The organism is Pseudomonas sp. NS1(2017), assembly GCF_002269425.1.
GTDB lineage: Bacteria > Pseudomonadota > Gammaproteobacteria > Pseudomonadales > Pseudomonadaceae > Aquipseudomonas > Aquipseudomonas reactans.
This window is the reverse complement of the sequence record NZ_CP022960.1, coordinates 121278-139259: the sequence shown is the minus strand read 5'-3', so window position 1 is coordinate 139259 and position 17982 is coordinate 121278. Positions and strand designations below refer to the sequence as shown.

The 17982-nt window shown below is 60.3% G+C and carries 15 protein-coding genes; 11 read left to right on the top strand and 4 right to left on the bottom strand.

Features of this window, described 5'->3' with window-relative positions; translation table 11 throughout:
• The first annotated feature begins 8 nt into the window (after positions 1–8).
• Positions 9–1367, top strand: coding sequence for a DUF1329 domain-containing protein (locus CI807_RS00665; RefSeq protein WP_095013493.1), 1359 nt, complete (start codon positions 9–11; stop codon positions 1365–1367).
• Between the two features lie 146 nt (positions 1368–1513).
• The gene (locus CI807_RS00660; RefSeq protein ID WP_095013492.1) at positions 1514–4015 is read left to right on the top strand and encodes a LuxR C-terminal-related transcriptional regulator; all 2502 of its coding nucleotides are present in this window, start codon (positions 1514–1516) and stop codon (positions 4013–4015) included.
• Here CI807_RS00660 and CI807_RS00655 read toward each other — a convergent pair.
• The gene (locus CI807_RS00655; protein ID WP_095013491.1) at positions 4012–4887 is read right to left on the bottom strand and encodes a helix-turn-helix domain-containing protein; all 876 of its coding nucleotides are present in this window, start codon (positions 4885–4887) and stop codon (positions 4012–4014) included. The genes CI807_RS00660 and CI807_RS00655 overlap by 4 nt on opposite strands.
• A gap of 138 nt (positions 4888–5025) precedes the next feature.
• Between CI807_RS00655 and CI807_RS00650 the strand changes: the two genes are divergently transcribed.
• Positions 5026–5928, top strand: a complete 903-nt coding sequence (locus CI807_RS00650) for a DMT family transporter (RefSeq protein ID WP_095013490.1) — start codon at positions 5026–5028, stop codon at positions 5926–5928.
• A gap of 110 nt (positions 5929–6038) precedes the next feature.
• Here the strand turns inward: CI807_RS00650 and norR are convergent, their stop codons facing one another.
• Positions 6039–7562, bottom strand: a complete 1524-nt coding sequence (gene norR / locus CI807_RS00645) for a nitric oxide reductase transcriptional regulator NorR (RefSeq protein ID WP_095013489.1) — start codon at positions 7560–7562, stop codon at positions 6039–6041.
• Positions 7563–7709: 147 nt separating this feature from the next.
• Here norR and hmpA point away from each other — a divergent pair, with 147 nt between their 5' ends.
• The 8 genes from hmpA (at position 7710) to CI807_RS00595 (ending at position 16464) form a co-directional block, all read left to right on the top strand.
• On the top strand, positions 7710–8891 hold the full coding sequence (hmpA, locus tag CI807_RS00640) for an NO-inducible flavohemoprotein (RefSeq protein WP_095013488.1): 1182 nt from the start codon (positions 7710–7712) through the stop codon (positions 8889–8891).
• 209 nt (positions 8892–9100) lie between these two features.
• On the top strand, positions 9101–9607 hold the full coding sequence (locus CI807_RS00630) for a disulfide bond formation protein B (RefSeq protein ID WP_010206438.1): 507 nt from the start codon (positions 9101–9103) through the stop codon (positions 9605–9607).
• Positions 9608–10399: 792 nt separating this feature from the next.
• The gene (cyoA, locus tag CI807_RS00620; RefSeq protein WP_026000009.1) at positions 10400–11341 is read left to right on the top strand and encodes a ubiquinol oxidase subunit II; all 942 of its coding nucleotides are present in this window, start codon (positions 10400–10402) and stop codon (positions 11339–11341) included.
• Between the two features lie 3 nt (positions 11342–11344).
• On the top strand, positions 11345–13363 hold the full coding sequence (gene cyoB / locus CI807_RS00615; RefSeq protein WP_016979642.1) for a cytochrome o ubiquinol oxidase subunit I: 2019 nt from the start codon (positions 11345–11347) through the stop codon (positions 13361–13363).
• 3 nt (positions 13364–13366) lie between these two features.
• Positions 13367–13993: a cytochrome o ubiquinol oxidase subunit III gene (locus tag CI807_RS00610; RefSeq protein ID WP_016979641.1), complete on the top strand. Its 627-nt coding sequence runs from the start codon at positions 13367–13369 to the stop codon at positions 13991–13993.
• Positions 13993–14334, top strand: coding sequence for a cytochrome o ubiquinol oxidase subunit IV (gene cyoD / locus CI807_RS00605; protein WP_016979640.1), 342 nt, complete (start codon positions 13993–13995; stop codon positions 14332–14334). The genes CI807_RS00610 and cyoD overlap by 1 nt, the downstream gene beginning before the upstream one ends.
• Positions 14335–14345: 11 nt before the next feature.
• Complete coding sequence (gene cyoE / locus CI807_RS00600; protein WP_003194050.1) at positions 14346–15233, top strand: heme o synthase; 888 nt, start codon at positions 14346–14348, stop codon at positions 15231–15233.
• 145 nt (positions 15234–15378) lie between these two features.
• Positions 15379–16464: a pyridoxal phosphate-dependent aminotransferase gene (locus CI807_RS00595; RefSeq protein ID WP_095013486.1), complete on the top strand. Its 1086-nt coding sequence runs from the start codon at positions 15379–15381 to the stop codon at positions 16462–16464.
• A 58-nt stretch (positions 16465–16522) separates the two neighbouring features.
• Here CI807_RS00595 and CI807_RS00590 read toward each other — a convergent pair whose 3' ends face one another.
• The gene (locus CI807_RS00590) at positions 16523–17242 is read right to left on the bottom strand and encodes a hypothetical protein (protein WP_095013485.1); all 720 of its coding nucleotides are present in this window, start codon (positions 17240–17242) and stop codon (positions 16523–16525) included.
• A gap of 70 nt (positions 17243–17312) precedes the next feature.
• A complete protein-coding gene (locus tag CI807_RS00585) occupies positions 17313–17951 on the bottom strand; it encodes a DUF6622 family protein (RefSeq protein WP_371857991.1) in 639 nt (212 codons plus the stop codon).
• Positions 17952–17982: the final 31 nt, after the last annotated feature.

The following is a 17982-nucleotide window of genomic DNA, read 5'->3' as shown; positions in this document are numbered from 1 at the left end:
AAGCATCCATGCGTAAGACAATTGCAGTGTTGGCCCTCAGCCTGTTGGCTACCCACGTAATGGCAGCGGTGTCGCCGGAAGAGGCGGCCAAGCTGGGCACCACCCTGACCCCGGTGGGCGCCGAAAAAGCCGGCAATGCCGACGGCTCGATCCCGGCCTGGACCGGTGGCATCCCGAAAAACGCCGGTGCGGTGGACAGCAAGGGTTTCCTGGCCGACCCGTTCGCCAGTGAAAAACCGTTGTTCGTAATCACCGCAGCCACCGTCGACAAGTACAAGGACAAACTCTCCGACGGCCAGGTGGCGATGTTCAAGCGCTACCCCGAAACCTACAAGATCCCGGTGTACCCAACCCACCGCACGGTCAACCTGCCGCCGGAGATCTACGAGTCGATCAAGCGCAGTGCGCTGAACGTCAAGCCGATCAACGACGGCAATGGACTGGAAGGGTTCACCGGTAACCGCTATTACGCGTTTCCGATTCCGAAGAATGGCGTGGAAGTGCTGTGGAACCACATCACCCGCTACCACGGCGGCAACCTGCGCCGCATCATCACCCAGGCCACGCCGCAGACCAACGGCAGCTACACGCCGATCCGCTTCGAAGAGGAAGTGGCGGTGCCGCAACTGATCCCGGACATGGACCCGGCGAAGGCGGCCAACGTGCTGACCTTCTTCAAGCAGTCGGTGACGGCCCCGGCGCGCCTGGCGGGCAACGTGCTGCTGGTGCATGAAACCCTCGACCAAGTGAAGGAACCGCGCCTGGCGTGGATCTACAACGCCGGCCAGCGTCGCGTACGCCGCGCGCCGCAAGTGGCGTATGACGGGCCGGGCACTGCCTCCGACGGTCTGCGCACCTCGGACAACTTCGACATGTTCTCCGGCGCCCCGGACCGCTATGACTGGAAGCTGGTGGGCAAGAAAGAGATGTACATCCCCTACAACAGCTACAAGCTGGACCAGCCGACACTCAAGTACGACGACATCATCAAGGCCGGCCACATCAACCAGGACCTGACCCGCTATGAACTGCACCGCGTGTGGGAAGTGGTCGGCACGGTCAAGCCGAGTGAGCGGCACATCTACGCCAAGCGCCACATGTACATCGACGAGGACAGCTGGCAGGTGGCACTGGTGGATCACTACGACGGCCGCGGCCAACTGTGGCGTGTCGCCGAAGGTCATGCGCAGTTCTATTACGACCACCAGACCCCGGCGTACACCGTGGAAACCCTTTACGACATCATCGCCGGGCGCTACATCGCGCTGGGCATGAAGAACGAGGAGAAGCGCAGCTTCGTGTTCGGTTTTGCGGCCAAGGCGGCGGACTACACCCCGGCTGCATTGAGGGCCGAAGGGGTTCGTTGATCACCCTTTTACCTGGCCGGGACCCTTTGGGCTCCCGGCTTTTTTATGCCTGCCAATCACCCCGCTGAATACTTCTTCAACAACCGCCGACCACAGGACTAGGGTAGGCGCCACGTTGCATAACAATAAAAAAGCAGGATGCAGCAATGACTGCCATGACACGCTGCCTGGACCGTCCTGGATTCATGCCTCGGCTGTCCGCCCATCATTTGTTGCGCCCACGCTTGGCCGAGCCCTTGCTGGCGGCGCAGGTCAGGGTCAAGTTGCTGTGCGCGCCCGGCGGCAGTGGCAAGAGCGCGCTGTTCGCCGAGTGCGCGTTGCAGGCACCCAAGGATTGCCCGGTGTACTGGTTGCCGCTCAATGGTATTGCCCTGAGCCCCGTCGATCTTTGCCAGCGCCTGGCGCAGAACCTGGGTTTGCCGTTCACCGATGAAGCGACCCTGCTGTCGGACCTTGCGCGTTGGCAGGCCCCGGCGTGGGTGTTCCTCGATGACTTCTGCCGCTTACCCGTGCCGGACACCGACGCTTTGCTCGATCGCCTGTTGACCGCCAGCAGTCCAGCCCTGACGTGGTGGCTGGGCGCGCGGCGTCGCCCGCTGTGCAATTGGCCGAGGTTGCTGCTGGACGATGAGCTGCTGGAGTTTGGCGCAGACTTGGCGTTCAGCCCTGCCGAGATCCAGCAATTGCTCGTTCATGCCCCAGGGCAGTCCGTCGACAGCGTGTTGCAGTTCAGTGCCGGCTGGTGTGCCGGTACGCGCATTGCCTTGCTGGGGGACGTCCACCCGGAAAAGACCTTGCTCGATTACCTGCAACACGAGCTGTTCAGCACGTTGCCAGCCGAACTGGCGGAAGCCTGGCGCGTGCTGGCGCATCTGCCGCGCTTCAACGCGGGGTTGTGCGAACACCTGTTCGGCTTTGGCGACGGTGATCAGTACCTGCACGATCTGCAGGCCCTCGGCGCGTTTGTCCAACCCTGGGAAGACACCGAGTGGCTGCAGGTCTTTCCACCCCTCGCTGATTTGCTGCGTGACGAGCCCTGGCCAGCCAAGCGTTCATGGCATCGCCGCGCCTGCCAATGGTTCACCGCCGAACAGGACTGGCAGGCCGCGTTTGAACACGCCTTGCTCGCCGAAGAATATGAAGTGGCGGTGAGCCTGTTGCAGCACTTCAGTTTCGAAGACCTGTTCCGCCAGCAGAACGCGATGCTGCTGTTGCGCCTGCATGAACAGCAGGGCGATGAGCTGATGCTCGGTTCGGCGCAATTGGTCGGGCTACTGACGGCGGCGTTGCTGTTCGCCGGTCGCTTCGAGCAGGCCGCGCAATGCATCCATCAACTGGCGCGGTTCGCGCCGCAACCGACGGCGGCGCAACAGCGCTACCTGCTGGCGCGCTGGCAGGCGCAGTGGGGCTGGTTGCTGCATCTGGGGGGCGATGCCGAACGTTCTCGCGAACACTTCCTCGAAGCGCTGCAAGCTTTGCCCGACAGCGCCTGGACGTCGCGGTTGATGTGCCTTTCGGGCCTGACCCAGCAAGCCTTGCTGCGCGGTGAACTGGACGTGGCCCAGGCCCTGAGCCGCGAAGCCTTGTGCCTGGCCCGTGCTCATGGCTCGTTGCTGCTCGAAGCCCTGTTGGAGCTGGATCACGCGCAACTGCTGGAGCAGCGCGGCGCCCCTTATCGGGCGCAAAGCCTGCTGGAAAATGTGCAGGCGATGTTGCTCAAACAGCGACTCAAGGCCGGGCCCTTGGTCGGGCGCATCGCCCTGCGGCGCGGGCACCTGGCGTTGCGGCAAGGGCAGGACAGCCTGGCTGCCGAGTGTTTCGAGGCGGGCTTGAAGATGTGCCTGCACAGCCAGGACAAACGCGTGCTCTACGGATTCCTCGGCCTGGCGTTGCTGGCCGCCAACCGTGGCGATTACGCCCAGGCCTTTGTGCAATTGCGCGATGCCGAGCGGCTGATGCAGCAGCGTCAGGTGCCCGACACGGTGTACCGCGCGGTGTTGCTGCTGGTCAGCGGGCATTTCTGGTTGCAGCAGGGGCGTGCCGAACTGACGGTGGAAGCGGTGCGCCGTGTGCTTCGCCACTTCCGTGGGCCCCAGGCCAGGCAGGCACCGCCGGCCACCCTGGAACTGGTGCCGCGCCTGGAGTACCTGCTGGTGCTGGCGGAAGTGAAACTGGGGTGCGCCGATCAGCCGGTGGCGCGGCTCACGGCCCTACTGGATACCGCTCACCAGCGCGGCATGCTCTGCCTGGAAACCGAGCTGCACCTGGTGCTGGGCGAAGTGGCCTGGCAAATCGGTGATTGCGCGCTGGCGCGCCGCTCGCTGCAAACCGGGCTGGCGTTGGCGGCACGCTGCCAAGTGCAGCAAGCGATTCGCGAACTGCGGCTGCGCTCGCCGGGATTACTGAGTGAGCTGGGCATGGAGCCACAGGCGCCCGTGTCGGGTGCGGCAGAGAGCCCGCTCAGCCAGCGTGAGCTGGAGGTGCTGCAGTTGATCGCCCTGGGCAACTCCAACCTGGAAATCGCCGACCGGCTGTTTATCTCCCTGCATACGGTCAAGACCCACGCGCGGCGTATCCACAGCAAGCTCGGCGTGGAGCGGCGCACGCAAGCGGTGGCCAAGGCCAAGACATTGGGGTTGATGACCTAGGCGCAAAACGCCTGTCGGTACTCGCCGGGCGTGGCGCCCATGGCTTGGCGGAAGCGATGGGTGAAGTGGCTGGCGCTGGAGAAACCGCACATCAAGGCAATTTCACTCAAGGGCAGGGCGCCACTGCGCAGCAGGGCCTGGGCGCGGGTGAGGCGACGCGCCAGCAGGTATTGGTGCGGCGGCAGGCCGAAGCTTTGGCGGAACATCCGCGCGAAATGGTATTCCGACAGCGCACACATCCCGGCCAATTGGCCCAGGCTGATCGGGTCTTCCAGGTGCTGGTCGATGTACTCCACCAACAGCCGTCGCTGATGCGCCGCCAGCCCGCCTTTCAACCGTAATCCTTCGCGGGCACCCACCTGGCTGAGCAGGGTATGGCTGAGCATTTCGTGGGCCAGGCTGCTGGTCAGCAGGCGTTCGGCGGGTTCGTGCCAGTTCAGTGCGATCAACTGGTGAAAGCGCCGGGCCTGGCTGGCGTCTTCCAGGAAGGTGCTTTCGCGCAATTGCAGGGTGCGCGGTTCGCGGTCGAGCAGGGTGACGCAGCCCAGGGCGAATTGCTCCGGGCTGAAGTACACATGGGCCAGGCGGATTTCGCCGTTGATCACCCACGCCGACTGGTGCTCGGCGGGCAGGATGCACAGCTTGTCGGGCCCGCCCTTGGTGCCCGGCTGGTCACGCCGAAAGGTGCCGGTGCCGCCGCCGATGTAGCACGACAAGGTGTGATGGCTGGGCGCCTGGTAATCCTGGGCATCGTGATGGTTGCTCCACAAGGCTGCAGACAAGCCGTCACCGAGCTCGGCGCAGGCTTCGAGGCGTGCATTGGGCGAGCGGTTAAGGGCTTGAAAGACTTGCAGGGATTCCAGATCAGGCATGGTTCGTACTCTCCGACGCCTTGCATCCTACTCCGCGCGGTGAGTGCTGTGCGTCCACCGCCCGACAAAAGCGCAAGATTGTGCAAGAGCGCGCCATGGATCGCGGGCCACACTGTGGCTCAATCGATGGAGCCCGCTATGAACCTTTCCCTGTATTTACTCACCGTGCTGATCTGGGGCACCACTTGGATCGCCCTCAAATGGCAACTGGGCGTGGTGGCGATTCCGGTGTCCATCGTCTATCGCTTCGGTTTGGCGGCGCTGGTGCTGTTTGTGTTGTTGCTGCTCAGTCGCAAGTTGCAGGTGATGAATCGGCGTGGGCATTTGATTTGTGTGGCGCAGGGCCTGTGTCTGTTCTGCGTCAACTTCATGTGCTTCCTTACCGCCAGCCAGTGGATTCCCAGCGGCCTGGTGGCGGTGGTGTTTTCCACGGCCACGCTGTGGAATGCGCTGAATGCCCGGGTGTTTTTCGGCCAGCGGGTGGCGCGCAATGTGTTGATGGGCGGCGGGCTGGGTTTGATGGGCTTGGGCCTGCTGTTCTGGCCGGAACTGGTGGGGCATACCGCCAGCCCGCAAACCTTGCTCGGCTTGGGGTTGGCGTTGCTGGGGACGATGTGTTTCTCGGCGGGCAATATGCTCTCGAGTCTGCAACAGAAGGCCGGTCTGAGGCCGCTGACGACCAATGCCTGGGGCATGTTGTATGGTTCGTTGATGCTGGCGACCTATTGCATGGTGCGCGGGATTCCGTTTGAGATGGACTGGAGCGCGCGGTATGTCGGAGCCCTGTGGTACCTGGTGATCCCAGGCTCGGTAATCGGCTTTACCGCGTACCTGACCCTGGTCGGGCGCATGGGGCCGGAGCGCGCGGCGTATTGCACCGTGTTGTTCCCGGTGGTGGCGCTGAATGTCTCGGCGTTTGCCGAGGGCTACCAGTGGACCGCGCCGGCGTTGGCGGGGTTGGTCCTTGTGATGCTGGGCAATGTGTTGGTGTTTCGTAAGGCGAAGCGTGTGAACCCTGTCTTTAAGGCGCGACAAATCTAAATGTGGGAGCGGGCTTGCTCGCGAAAGCGGTGGATCAGTCGATACCTTTGGTGACTGACAGACCGCATTCGCGAGCAAGCCCGCTCCCACATTTGACCGAGTTGTTTGGGTTATTTCATTCCAAGGCGCTTGGCCATCCGTCCGAGGTTGGCGCGGTCCAGGCCGAGTTCTCGGGCGGCGCTGGCCCAGTTGTGCTGGTGGCGCTCCAGGCAGGCGCTGATGATCTGGCGTTGATAGTGTTCGGTGGCCTGGCGCAGGTCGCCGGTTACGACGGGTATCACGTCGGTGTGTGCTTCGATCACGGGGGCGCTGACGTCGGGCAGGTCCAGGTCCTGGGCATTCAAGCTGAGAATCTTCGGACGCTCGCGACAGTTTCCCAAGGCTTTCAGCGCGCTGCGTCCGATCAAATGCTCCAGCTCTCGTACATTCCCCGGCCAGTTATAGGCCAGCAGCGCTGCCTGGGCATCGCTGGTCAGGCGCAGGCTGCCGAGGCCCATGCGTGAGCGGTTCTGTTCAAGGAAGAAACCGGCCAGCAGCAACACATCGCGCCCGCGTTCACGCAACGCCGGCACTTGCAGCGGGTAGACGCTGAGGCGGTGATAGAAGTCGGCGCGGTAGCGGCCATTGCGCACTTCGTCAGCGAGGTCGCGGTTGGTGGCGGCGATCAGGCGCACGTCCACCTGGTGTTCCTTGTCCGAGCCCAGGCGCTGCAACTGGCCGCTTTGCAGCACCCGCAGCAGCTTGGCTTGCACGGTCAGTGACAATTCACCCACTTCATCGAGGAACAGCGTGCCGCCGTTGGCCAGTTCGAACTTGCCGCGACGCTCGTTCAACGCGCCGGTAAAGGCCCCGCGTACATGGCCGAACAGCTCGCTTTCCACCAGGGTTTCCGGCAGGGCGGCGCAGTTGAGGCTGATCAGCGGTTTATCCGCGCGCGTCGAGGCCGCGTGGATGGCCTGGGCCACCAATTCCTTGCCTACCCCGGTTTCGCCGGTGATCAGCACGGTGAGGTCACTGCCGCCCACCAGCTTGATCTCTTCTACCAGGCGCTTGTGGGGTTTGCTCTGGCCGATCATCTCCTTGTGCTGCTGGCCGCTGGCCTCGCGGTAGATTTCGGCGCGCAGGGTCAGGCGTTCGATACGTTCGGCCACGTTGACGGTGGCGGCGGCGAGGCTGGCGAAGGCTTGCAGGGCGTCCAGTTCCACGCGCTCGAAGCGCTCGGTGTCGAGGGCGTCCAGGGTCAGCAGGCCCCAGGGCTGATCGTCGACGAACAGCGGGCAACCCATGCAATCGTGGACTTCCAGATGCCCGTGAAGGCCATCCACCAATCCGTCATAGGGGTCGGGCAATTCGCTGTCACTGTCGAAACGCGTAGGGCCTGGGCTGCTCAGCAACACGGCGAAGCGCGGGTGTTCGCTGACCTTGAAGCGCCGGCCCAGGGTGTCGGCGCTCAAACCGTCGACGGCCAACGGCACCAGCCATTCGCCGTCCAGGCGCAACAGCGCGGCGGCGTCACAGGGCAGCAGGGCGCGCATGGCTTGTAATAGACGACGATAACGCTCGCCTTCGGGCAGTTCACGGGACAGGTCGGCGACCAGGGGCAGCAGGGTGGTGAGCAGCGATTGCGCAGTCATAATGACTCCTTGTAGTCCTTATGACTATACTTTATAAGAAGTCATATTGACTAGATACTGAATAACTAATTGAAATATATGAGTTTATTAGTTGGCACGAATACTGAGTAGGTAAAGGCAATCAGTAAAGAAGCCCAGGAGGCTCCCATGCTTAGTGCCCAAGACCGTGCCATCGTCAAATCCACCGTGCCCCTGCTGGAAAGCGGCGGCGAAGCGCTGATCACCCATTTCTACCGCATGATGCTTTCCGAGTACCCGGAAGTTCGCCCGCTGTTCAACCAGGCCCACCAGGCCAGCGGCGATCAACCCCGCGCCTTGGCCAACGGGGTGTTGATGTATGCGCGGCATATCGACCAGTTGGATCAACTGGGCGACCTGGTGGCCAAGATCATCAACAAGCATGTGGCCCTGCAGATCCTGCCGGAGCATTACCCGATCGTCGGCGCCTGCCTGCTGCGCGCGATTTCCGAAGTGCTGGGCAGCGAGATTGCGACGCCCGAGGTGATGAACGCCTGGGGCGCGGCCTATGGCCAACTGGCCGACATCCTGATCGGCGCCGAGGCGGCGATCTATGAAGAGAAAGCGCAGGCCCCGGGTGGCTGGCGGGGGGCGCGGCCGTTCATCATCGTCAAGCGCGTGGTGGAGAGTGACGAGATTATCTCCTTCTACTTTGCCCCGGTGGACAACGGTCCGATTCTTGCCGCTGCACCGGGCCAATACATCGGCATGAGACTGGTGCTGGATGGCGAGGAAGTGCGCCGCAACTATTCGCTGTCAGCCCTGACCGATTCGGGCCTGTACCGCATCAGCGTCAAGCGCGAAGCCGGAGGGCGGGTGTCCAACTACCTGCACGACCAACTGCACGTCGGTGCGACTATTGACCTGTTTCCGCCTTCGGGAGAGTTCACCCTGGCAGCCAGCGACAAACCGCTGGTGCTGATCAGCGGTGGAGTGGGCATCACGCCGACCTTGCCGATGCTCGAAGCCGCCCTGGCTACCCAGCGCCCGGTGCACTTCATCCACTGCGCGCGTAACGGCGGGGTGCATGCGTTCCGTGATTGGGTCGATGCCCTAGCGGCCAAGCACCCACAGCTCAAGCGCTTCTATTGCTACGCCGAGGATGATGGTGTGAGCCCGGCGGCGGACAAGGTGGGTTTGCTCAGCCAGGAACAACTGGCGGCGTGGTTGCCGGAGCAGCGCGACATCGATGCCTACTTCCTTGGCCCTAAAGGCTTCATGGGCGCGATCAAGCGTCATCTCAAGGCGCTGGGTGTACCCGAGAAGCAAAGCCGCTATGAGTTCTTCGGCCCGGCTGCGGCGCTGGAATAACTCCAGCCCCCTGTAGGAGCGAGCTTGCTCGCGAAGATCGCCAACGAAAACGCGCCCATCCAGAATGAATACGGCGCCCTGGCGTTTTTTGCGAGCAAGCTCGCTCCTACAGAAAGGCGCATTAATCCCCCGTTAACCCCCCTCTGTTTAAACCACTCCCTGTGTGTAAACTTGCGGCCATTGGCACAACCAAACAAAGGGAACCGGAAATGAGTGACGAATTGCGTTTAGGCAGGGAGCGGCGCTTTCTGGTGTTGCTGGGCATCATCTGCCTGGCGCTGATCGGCGGTGCGCTTTATATGCAGGTGGTACTCGGCGAGGCGCCGTGCCCGCTGTGCATCCTGCAACGCTACGCCTTGCTGTTGATCGCGATCTTCGCGTTCATCGGTGCGGCCATGCGCACCAAAGGGGCGCTCACGTTTTTCGAAGGGCTGGTGATACTCAGCGCCCTCGGCGGTGTGGCCGCAGCCGGTCACCACGTGTACACCCAGTTCTTCCCCCAGGTCAGCTGCGGCATTGATGTGCTGCAACCGATCGTCGATGACCTGCCACTGGCCAAAGTGTTCCCCCTGGGGTTCCAGGTCGATGGCTTCTGCAGCACCCCGTATCCACCTGTGCTGGGTCTGTCCCTGGCGCAGTGGGCGCTGGTCGCGTTCGTATTGACGGTGATCCTGGTGCCGTTGGGCATTTACCGGAATCGCCAGCGCAAAGCCTGAGCCCATCCCTGAAACGCTCCGGTCCTTCTTGAAGGAAGACCGGGGCGTTTTTGTTTGTAGGGATTTGTGAATAGAACGTGACGCGGGACAATCTTGGGTGCGCGCAGTGTGCGACATGTTGTCACACGGAAGCTGCCGCAGGACGTTTCTGACTCGCCAAACGGCCGCTTAAATTTGCATAAAACGGCCAAGATGTGCTGTCAGTTCGTGGTTCCGGCGAGGCCACGAACCTCAGGCCACGCCAGCAATTGGGTGATGTCCGAATGCCTTGTTTTATGGGGGGTTGCATCGGTTTGGCATGCCCTTACAGCGCGTAAGGACTGCAACGGATTACCCTATAACACGGCAATTTTTGTGGTTTTTGTTGAGAATCGAACGCGATAAGATCGCGAACCTTTGCAATATTGGTGAAGGATTATTGCTGTAATCGATAAAAATTATTTCTTTATAAGACATGGTTTATACATCGCTAGCTAACTACAATCGCCCGCACTGAATGTCCGGTGCTGTTCAATATTTGAGCACTGGAGCGGTCGAGGGGCAGATGGACGGCTCTGTGCGACCCCAAGGTTCCGACAGCCTTTCAACTATCCGCACCAAATGGAATTGGTCTGTAACAAGGCCTTTAACCACGAAATCGAATAAGAACTCACCGCAGGTCCGTGAAACGCCACCTAATGGCGTGATGGGCAGGCTCTTATTCAATCGAAGAGAAATGCCAACCCTTGGCAGGGTGAAGTGTTGGCGATCAAAACCCAACTGCATTGCGCAAGCTGCTTTAGAGGTCGTGAGATGAGTAAAAACAGGTACCCCCGATTACTAGGCTTTTTGCCGCTGCTTGGCATGATGTTAATGCTGGGAGGCTGCAAGTGGACCTTGATGGACCCAAAAGGACAGATCGGTCTGGATCAACGAAACCTGATCATCACCGCCACCCTGCTGATGTTGTTGGTTGTGGTGCCTGTGATCATCATGACCTTCGCCTTCGCCTGGAAATACCGCGCGTCGAACACCAGCGCGACCTACGCGCCGAAGTGGTCGCACTCCACCAAGATTGAAGTCGCAGTGTGGCTGGTGCCAATCCTCATCATCATCGCCCTGGGTTACATCACCTATAAGTCGACCCATGAGCTGGACCCGTACCGTCCGCTGGAATCCGACGTCAAGCCGATCAACATCGAAGTAGTCGCGCTGGACTGGAAGTGGCTGTTCATCTACCCGGACCTGGGTATCGCCACCGTCAACGAAATCCAGTTCCCGGAGAACACTCCGCTTAACTTCCGGATCACCTCCGACGCCGTGATGAACTCGTTCTTCATCCCAGCCCTGGGCGGCCAGATCTACGCGATGGCAGGCATGCAGACTCGCCTGCACCTGATCGCCAACGAAAAAGCTGAAATGGAAGGCATCTCCGCAAACTACAGCGGCGCTGGCTTCACCGGCATGAAATTCAAAGCGATCTCGACGAGCCAGGAAGGTTTCAACGCCTGGGTAGCCGAAGTCAAGGCCGCACCTAAACAGCTTGATCAAGCTGAATACGATGCCCTGACCAAACCAAGCCAGAACAACCCAGTCGCTCTGTACTCCGCGTATGAGCCGGACCTGTTTCAGAAAATCGTCGACAAGTACGAAGGTATGAAGCCAGGCAAGCCGGTCAAGCACGAGAAGAAAGAAGTGGCCGCGGTTGAAGGTTCTGACACGGGCTCGCATTCAACTGCTGGGGCAGAGGAGTAAACGATGTTTGGTAAATTAAGTTGGGATGCGGTCCCGTTCCACGAGCCGATCGTAATGGTGACTATCGCCATGATCGCGCTGGGTGGTCTGGCACTGTTTGCAGGTATCACGTACTTCAAGAAGTGGACCTACCTGTGGACCGAGTGGCTGACTTCGGTCGACCACAAGAAAATCGGCGTCATGTACGTCATCGTTGCCATGGTCATGCTGCTGCGTGGTTTTGCCGACGCCATCATGATGCGTACCCAGTTGGCCATGGCCACCGAGGGTTCGCCTGGCTACCTGCCACCTGAACACTATGACCAGATCTTCACCGCTCACGGTGTGATCATGATCATCTTCATGGCGATGCCATTCTTCACCGGCCTGATGAACCTTGCCTTGCCGCTGCAGATTGGCGCGCGTGACGTTGCCTACCCGTTCCTGAACTCCCTGAGCTTCTGGCTGCTGGTTTCCGGCGTGGTGCTGATCAACGTGTCCCTGGGCGTCGGCGAATTCGCCAAGACCGGTTGGGTTGCGTATCCGCCATTGTCGGGCCTGCAATACAGCCCTGGCGTGGGTGTGGACTACTACATCTGGGCCCTACAGTTATCAGGACTCGGGACGACATTGACGGGGGTCAACTTCCTGGCCACCGTCCTGAAAATGCGCGCCCCTGGCATGAAACTGATGGACATGCCGATCTTCACCTGGACCTGCACCTGGGCCAACGTCCTGATCGTGGCTTCGTTCCCGATTCTGGCCGCTACCATGGCGCTGCTGTCGCTTGACCGTTACCTGGATTTCCACATTTTCACCAACGAACTTGGTGGCAATCCAATGATGTACGTGAACCTGTTCTGGGCATGGGGTCACCCTGAGGTGTACATCCTGATCCTGCCAGCGTTCGGTATCTTCTCCGAAGTGATCTCGACCTTTACCGGCAAGCGCCTGTTCGGTCACCACTCGATGGTTTACGCATCGGGCGCAATCTCCGTACTGGGCTTCATGGTGTGGCTGCACCACTTCTTCACCATGGGTTCGGGGGCCAGCGTCAACGCCTTCTTCGGCCTGGCGACGATGCTGATTTCCATCCCGACGGGGGTGAAGCTATTCAACTGGCTGTTCACCATCTACCACGGTCGTCTGCGCATGACCAGCCAGGTCCTGTGGACCCTGGGCTTCATGGTGACCTTCGCCATCGGCGGCATGACCGGCGTACTGCTGGCCATCCCGGGTGCTGACTTCGTGCTGCACAACAGCCTGTTCGTGATCGCTCACTTCCACAACGTGATCATCGGCGGCGCGGTATTCGGTTACATCGCTGGTTTCAGCTTCTACTTCCCGAAAGCGTTCGGCTTCAAGCTGCACGAAGGCTGGGGCAAGGCTGCATTCTGGTTCTGGATCTCGGGATTCTTCGTCGCGTTCATGCCGCTCTACGCTCTGGGCTTCATGGGCATGACCCGTCGTCTGAACGCCACCACCAACCCTGAGTGGGTGCCGTACCTGTACGTCGCCATGTTCGGTGCGGTGATGATCGCTGTGGGTATCGCTTGCCAGCTGATCCAGCTGTACGTGAGTGTCCGTGACCGTAAGCAGAACGCTTGCGACTCCGGTGACCCATGGAATGGCCACACCCTGGAATGGTCGACTTCGTCGCCACCGCCGTTCTACAACTTCGCCGTGATCCCGACTGCGAACACCATTGATGCGTTCACCGAAGCCAAGGAAGACGGTACTGCGTACCAACGTCCTAAGCACTACGAACCGATCCACATGCCAAACAACACCGCCACTGGCGTGGTGATGGGCGCGCTGTTGACCGTGTTCGGTTTCGCGATGATCTGGCACATCTGGTGGCTGGCAATCGCGAGCCTGGTGGGCACCATCGGCTACTTCATTGTCCACGCTGCACGTGATGATCAAGGCTACATGGTGCCGGTCGAGACGATCGAACGCATCGAAGCCGAGCAACACGCTCGCCTGGTCGCCGAGAAGAAAATCCCGGCCAACCGTGTAGAAACCTCGTTGGAACAGGCTTAAACCATGTCGAACTTAGTGACCAATGCTGGACACGCCCATGTCGATGACCATGGGCACGATGACCATCACCACGACTCGGGGCCGATGACCGTTTTCGGTTTCTGGCTCTACCTGATGACCGACTGCATCTTGTTTGCGTCGATCTTCGCGGTGTACGCGGTACTGGTAAACAACGTAGCGGGTGGCCCGTCGGGCCACGACATCTTCGAACTGCCTTACGTGCTCGGCGAAACCGCCTTGCTGTTGTTCAGTTCGATCACCTACGGCTTCGCCATGTTGGCCTTCTACAAGGGCAACAAGAAAGGCGTACTGAGCTGGTTGGGACTGACCTTCCTGTTCGGTCTGGGCTTCATCGGCATGGAGATCAACGAGTTCCACCTGCTGATCTCCGAAGGCTACGGCCCGCACCGTTCCGGCTTCCTGTCCGCGTTCTTCACGCTGGTAGGTACCCACGGTCTGCACGTGTCTGCCGGCCTGCTGTGGATGGCGGTGATGATGTATCAGGTCAATAAGCACGGCCTGACCAACACCAACAAGACTCGCCTGACCTGCCTGAGCCTGTTCTGGCACTTCCTGGACGTGGTCTGGATCTGCGTCTTCACCGTTGTTTACCTGATGGGGACTCTGTAATGGCTAATGCACACTCCCATGACCATGACAGCCATGATGCGAGCCACGGTAGCGTCAAGTCGTACGCCATCGGCTTCATCCTGTCGGTAATCCTGACGCTCATCCCGTTCGGTCTGGTGATGTACCCGACCCTGCCGAAGTCGATCACCTTGATGATCGTGCTGGCATTCGCGGTGATTCAGGTACTGGTGCACCTGGTGTACTTCCTGCACCTGGACCGTTCCAAAGAACAGCGCGACAACGTGGTTGCGTTCGTGTTCGCAGGGATCGTAATCGTACTGCTGGTTGGCCTGTCGATATGGATCATGTTCAGCATCCATACGTTCATGATGGCGAAGTGAGGTAAGACCCGATGTCGCTTAAGCACTTTATCCAAATCACCAAACCGGGGATCATTTTCGGTAACGTGCTTTCTGTGGCGGGCGGTTTCTTCCTGGCCTCCAAGGGACATGTCGATCTGGCCATCTTCCTGGCTGCAATGATCGGCACATCCCTGGTGGTAGCTTCCGGTTGTGTGTTCAACAACTGCATCGACCGTGACATCGATATCAAGATGGAGCGCACCAAGAATCGCGTGCTGGTCCAGGGCCTTATCTCCCTGAAGCTGGCACTGATCTACGCGACCGTCCTGGGTGTTGCCGGTGTGGCGTTGTTGTACAAGGTGGCCAACCCGCTGGCGGCGCTGTTTGCCGTGATCGGCTTTGTCATCTACGTCGGCCTCTACAGCCTGTACCTCAAGCGCAAGTCGGTTCACGGCACGCTGGTGGGCAGTCTGTCGGGGGCGATGCCGCCGGTGATTGGTTATGTGGCTGTAACCAATAGCTTCGACATGGCCGCGCTGACGCTACTGGTGATGTTCAGCCTGTGGCAGATGCCGCATTCCTACGCCATCGCGATTTTCCGCTTCAATGACTACCTGGCTGCGTCGATTCCGGTTCTTCCGGTTAAACGTGGCATCCAGGTCGCCAAGAAACACATCCTGCTGTACATCCTGGCCTTCCTCGTGGCGACCTTGATGTTGACCTTCAGTGGCTACGCCGGCATGAGCTACCTTGCCGTCGCCGCCGCCATGGGCATGTACTGGTTGTACATGGCCTGGACCGGCTACAAGGCGGTGGATGACACCGTCTGGGCACGCAAGCTGTTCGTGTTCTCGATCTTCACCATCACCGCGCTCAGCGTGATGATGTCCCTGGATTTCCAAGTGCCGAAAGAGCTGTTGCTGACTTACGCTCACTGAGTGGTCCCGCAGTGAAAAAGCCCCGCCTTCGAGAGAACCGCGGGGCTTTTTCTTGGGCGCAGGTTTAAATCGCCGGGTATTTTTATCGTCATACCCTTCTGTACGTGCTGTGCGAATCCATCCCTCGCCAACAAGGAGTTGCCACATGGTCAGCGTTAGTCGTCGGTCTCTTCTCGCCTTGGGCGCAGCCCTGCCACTGCTGGGGCGCCTCGATTGGGCCATGGCGACGCCACCGCCGGCGAAGCCTGACAAGGTGCGGCTCAATTACAACGAAAGCCCCTATGGCCCCTCAAGCGCTGCGCGTGAGGCGATGCGGCAAGGTATCGCCACCGCTGGGCTTTATCCCTACGGGCATATGTATGCGTTGGCAGGACTGTTTGCCCAACAGCAGGGGATTGCCGAAGAACAGGTGGCGGTCTTTGCCGGTTCGATGGCGGCCTTGCGCTATGCAGTGCTGGCGTTCACCACCGAAACTCGCGGCCTGGTGATGGCGGCGCCGTCCTACGAAGTACCGCGCCAGGCCGCGCAGGCGAACAAGGCGCCGGTGAAGGAAGTCAGCCTGAACGCCGACCACGGCCACGACATCGAGGCCATGCTCGCCGCCGATCCCCAAGCCGGCATGCTCTACGTGTGCAACCCCAATAACCCCACCGGCACCGTTACGCCCGTCGACGCCATCCGCCACGCGTTGACGAACAAACCCAAAGGCAGCGTGCTGGTGGTGGACGAGGCTTACATCGACTTCGCTGACGTACCCAGCGTGGTCAGTTGGGTCAAGGACCACGACGAGCTGCTGGTGCTGCGCACCTTCTCGAAAATCTACGGTATGGCCGGAGCCCGCCTGGGCTTGGCGGTCGGGCATCCGGCGTTGCTGGAGCGCCTCGCCGTATTTGGCGGCGACAACGTGCCGGCCGGCACCACCTTGCTCGGCGGTCTTGCCAGCCTGGAGGACGTAAAGCTGTTGCCACAACGCAAGGCGCTCAACAATCAACTGCGTGATGAAACCATGGCCTGGTTGAAGGGGCGTGGATTCACCTGCACCGCCTCCCAGGCCAATTGCTTCATGATCGACGTGAAGCAACCCGCGGAGCAGGTGATCGAGAAGCTGGCGGCGCAGGGCGTGATGATTGGTCGGGTGTTTGACAGCTGGCCGCAGTGGGTACGGGTCACGGTGGGGGACAAACGGGGTATGGCGCGGTTTCGCGAGGTGTTTGCAGCGCAGGTCAGTTGAAGCAACACAAAACAACTGTGGGAGCGAGCCAGCCCGCTCCCACATGGGGTTAGCGGTGTTACTGCTGCGCGATGCTGTACCCATCAAACGCACTCTGCTGCTGCAGCGCAGTGATCACGCTCTTGCGGCTCAGCGGCTGCTCGGCGCCGGTGTTATCCACAAAACTCTCAACTTCCAACTCCGCTTCATCCCCTTCACCCACGAAGCTGAAACCCAGGAACTCGAACGCCTCACGGTCGACGTTCAGCTTGGACCGCGGCGTGCGCAGCGGCAGGGTGACGCTGATGCCATCCTTACTGATCACAAACACTTCGGCTTCTTTCTTGGGTCGTGAGGCCTTGCTCTTGCCGGCGCTCGGGTTGCTGATGGCCTGGTGGCTCTGGTTCAGCACTTTCAACGCCAGGCCGTAGACCAACTCCTGGAATTCAGGATCGTCCTTGAAGCTGGACAGGATGCGGCTGATCGAAAACTTGCTGCTCAGGTCTTCCAGGGCAGCGTTATCGGCGGCTTCGGCGTCCTTGAGTTGCTTGAGCTGGCCCATCAGGTCGTAGGCCTTGTCGTCGTCGAAAGCATCGTGGGCCTGACGGATAGCCACGCGCAGTTCGCGGATCTGGTCGCTTTCCTTGGACGTGTGGAAAGCGTCCAGCACCATCTCACTGATGATCTTGGCCGCAGGCAGATGCTGTGAAAGATTGATGGCGTTTTCGTAGTCGGCTTTGGAAGGCAAGGCGACTACGGATTCTTCGGGGGCGGATTTTTCGGTGTAAGAATCGGACATTGAAATTTCACTACTTCAGTAAACGAGGACAAAAAAGCGTCGGGCATTTTCAGGGGGGAGGGAGGTCAGGTCAAGGCAGCACAATGCCCTTATCCCGACGCAACGCCGTCAGCACCCGCTGCAGCCGTACGGCTCGTCCGCAAAACAGACCTACGGTAAACCCCGATACGCCGCCAACTGCCATCAACATCGTCGGTGTGCTCAGCAGCAGCGGATGCACGGCTTGCTGGTAACCGAAGTAGTACTTCACCGCAAAGAACAGTTGCGAGATCAGCAGGGTTTTCCAGGTGCCCGGCAATACCAGGGTCTCGCCATTGGCATCCAGCTGCGCCCCTTCAACGTTGAACAGCACCATCCCCACCAGGCTGCCCAGCACCGCGCCGGCGACCCAGGCGCCGCTCGACAAGATTGAGGGTGCCAACGACATCAACGACCACACCACCAGCACCACCGGAAGGATCACCAGCGAGCGACGATTTTCGCGTCCACCCACGCAGGCCTTGATGCCGTAGTAGCAAATCCACAGGTAAATGGCATAGACCCAAATGGGCGTGCCTTGGAGGATGTCGAGCATGGTGTGCGTCCGTGCAGTAGGGAGGTGGCGGATAGTCGTTGAGTACTGACGCCTTTGTCCAGTGATCTGCCCCTGACCCACATCAACACTCCCCGCCCACAAAACCGTTACAACACAGAGGCCTGATGAACCCATAAAAACGACCACTGACCTGCGCTGAGGGGAC